Source organism: Thermoanaerobaculia bacterium, from assembly GCA_035717485.1.
Lineage (GTDB): Bacteria > Acidobacteriota > Thermoanaerobaculia > UBA5066 > DATFVB01 > DATFVB01.
Window position 1 is genome coordinate 1 of sequence record DASTIQ010000179.1, and the last position, 2,613, is coordinate 2,613.

The 2,613-nt window shown below is 66.3% G+C and carries 4 protein-coding genes; 1 reads left to right on the forward strand and 3 read right to left on the reverse strand.

The window, feature by feature from the left end:
* Window positions 1-91: 91 nt before the first annotated feature.
* Genes purN through VFS34_09590 form a run of 3 tightly spaced genes read right to left on the reverse strand, consistent with a single transcriptional unit; the run spans window position 92 to window position 1,405 of the window.
* A complete protein-coding gene (gene purN / locus VFS34_09580; GenBank protein HET9794700.1) occupies window positions 92-679 on the reverse strand; it encodes a phosphoribosylglycinamide formyltransferase in 588 nt (195 codons plus the stop codon).
* A 10-nt stretch (window positions 680-689) separates the two neighbouring features.
* Entirely contained in the window at window positions 690-1,103 is a 414-nt protein-coding gene (locus tag VFS34_09585) for a type II toxin-antitoxin system VapC family toxin (protein HET9794701.1), read from the reverse strand.
* On the reverse strand, window positions 1,100-1,405 hold the full coding sequence (locus VFS34_09590; GenBank protein ID HET9794702.1) for a type II toxin-antitoxin system Phd/YefM family antitoxin: 306 nt from the start codon (window positions 1,403-1,405) through the stop codon (window positions 1,100-1,102). Before VFS34_09590 ends, VFS34_09585 begins: the two co-directional genes overlap by 4 nt.
* Before the next feature lie 35 nt (window positions 1,406-1,440).
* On the opposite strand from VFS34_09590, the gene VFS34_09595 reads away from it, so the two are divergent.
* The coding region (locus VFS34_09595; GenBank protein HET9794703.1) for an FAD-dependent oxidoreductase at window positions 1,441-2,613 on the forward strand (1,173 nt) is incomplete at its 3' end.

Below are 2,613 nucleotides of genomic sequence, written 5' to 3' on the forward strand. Positions count from 1 at the left end.
TTCCGTCCTCCTCGCCGCGGTTGCTCGATCCGCACGGCATCGTGCCGTGCTTCATGTCGAAGAGGATCGCGTGGAGGGACGAAACGAACCGTCAGGTCGAACGGAGCCCCAGCTTCTCCAGCGCCAGGTTCACCGCTTCCGGATACGCGACGTGCTCCTGTTCGAGGATGCGTGCGGCAAGCGTCTCCTCGGTATCGCCCGGAAGGATCGGGACGCGCTTCTGGAGGATGACGGGACCCGAGTCGATGCCGACGTCCACGTAGTGCACCGTGCAGCCCGACTCCTGGTCCCCCGCCTCGATCGCCCGGCGCTGGACGTGGAGGCCGGGATGCTTCGGCAGGAGCGAAGGGTGGATGTTCAGGATCCGCCCGCGATACGCCTCGACGAACTCGGGCGACAGGATGCGCATGTAGCCGGCGAGACAGATGAGATCCGGCTTCGCGGCATCGAGCACTCTCCGGATCCTCGCCTCGTGCACCGCCCGCGTCATGCCGCTCTCGCGCGCGATCGGATGGGCAGGCAGGCCGCGCTCTCGGGCGATCGCGAGACCCGGCGCGTCCGGGTTGTCGGAGACGACCGCGACGATCGCGGCGTCCGGAATCTTTTCCGAATCCACGGCGTCCGCGAGCGCGACGAAGTTCGACCCGCGGCCGGAAAGGAGGATGGCAAGGCGGTGCATGACTACCGGCTCAACCCTTCCATGGGTCCACCACGTCCAGGCCGGGGAAATCGAAGTCCGCCGTGTTTCGCGTAACGAGCCTCAGGCCATGCACGAGAGCCGTGGCGGCGAGAAGACTGTCGATCGCCGCCACGGGACGCCCGACCTCCACGAGGAGCCGGCCCCAGCGGTCGGCGATCGCTCCGGTGATCGGCAGGAGTCGATCCTCAAACCAAGCCGGAACCTCTTGCTCCAGCCAGACGCGGAGCTTCTCCTTTCGGGAGCCTCCGGCAAGACGTTCCACGCCTTGGCGGACCTCACCGAGGGTGAGGACGCTGAGATGCAGCGCCGAATCCGGCGCGCCTTCGAACCAGCGGGTCACCCGCTCGCTCGGCTTCGGGCGAACGAGCTCGGAAATGACGTTCGTGTCGATCAGGTAGCTCAAATCTTCACGTCGCGAGCCGGGGATCGGTCACGGCGGACCTCGAGTCGCACTCCGCGAAGCGGCGAGCCGCGCAGAAAAGCAAGGAAGGTCGGCTTGGTCCCCCTGAGCCGCCGGTATTCGGGCGCCGAGACGACGACGGCCGCCGCACGGCCCCGGACCGTGATTTCCTGCGGACCTTCCTTCTCGGTCGATTTGACGACCTCGCTCAACCTCGCCTTCGCTTCCTGAAGCTGCCATTTGCGCATTTGCCTACTCCCACTAGTCAGTCTAGTCTGTTCCGTGCGCGGCGTCAAACCATGCATTGTGAATCTCGCGGCCGCGTGGCAGATTCGTATCGATGTCCACCTGCGACTACCTGATCATCGGCGGAGGAGTCGTCGGGCTCTCGGTCGCGCGAGAGCTCAAGCTTCGCCGGCCCGACGCCAGGATCATGCTGATCGAGAAAGAGGATTCGCTCGGAGCGCATGCGAGCGGCCGCAACAGCGGCGTGATCCATTGCGGGATCTACTACACGGCCGACAGCCTCAAGGCCCGGCTCACGAAGGAAGGAAACGCGGCGCTCGTCGCCTTCTGCGCCGAGAAGAAGATCCCCGTTCGGCGCTGCGGAAAGCTGATCGTTGCGCGAAGCGAAGCCGAGCACCCGATGCTCGACGAGCTTCTCCGCCGCGGCGCCGCGAACGGCGTCGAAGTCCAGGATCTTTCCGAGGAGGAGGCGCGGAAGATCGAGCCGCGGGCAAGAACGGCGGGCCGGGCGCTCTTCGTTCGGTCCACGGCGTCGGTCGATCCGCGGCTCGTCGTGGCCGCGTTGGCGGAAGAATGCCGCGATCTCGGAATCGCGATCGCGACCCGGACCGCATATCGCGGCCTGGTGCCATCGTCGCGCAATTCCAATCCTCGATCGCGAAACCTCACCCCCTTCGCCCCCTCTCCAGGTGGAGAGGGGGGAACATTGAAGGTTCGCACCTCCGGCGGCGATTTCTCCGCGGGCTTCCTCGTCAACTGTGCCGGGCTCTACGCCGACAAGGTCGCCCGCGATTTCGGCTTCTCGCAGCGCTACCGGATCCTGCCCTTCAAGGGCCTCTACCTTGAATCGCCGGAACCGGCGGAATCCCTCCGCTGCCACGTCTATCCTGCGCCGTCGAAAACGAACCCGTTTCTCGGCGTCCACGCCACGGTCAAGCCGGACGGACACTGGAAGATCGGGCCGACGGCGATCCCCGCGCTCTGGCGGGAGAACTACCGGGGGCTCGAGCGCTTCGACGCGGGTGAGCTCGGCGAGATCGCGTTCCGCCAGCTGTCGCTTCTGTTCGGCTCGGGTTTCGACTTCCGGCGGCTCGCGTGGGAAGAGGTCCGGAAGCAGTCGCGGCGGCGCCTGCTCGCCCTCGCCGGGCATCTCATGGAAGGTGTATCCACCGACCAGCCGTGGAAGTGGGGCACGCCCGGCATCCGCGCGCAGCTCGTCGACGTCGAATCGAAACGGTTGGTCGACGACTTCGTCCTCGAAGGCGAC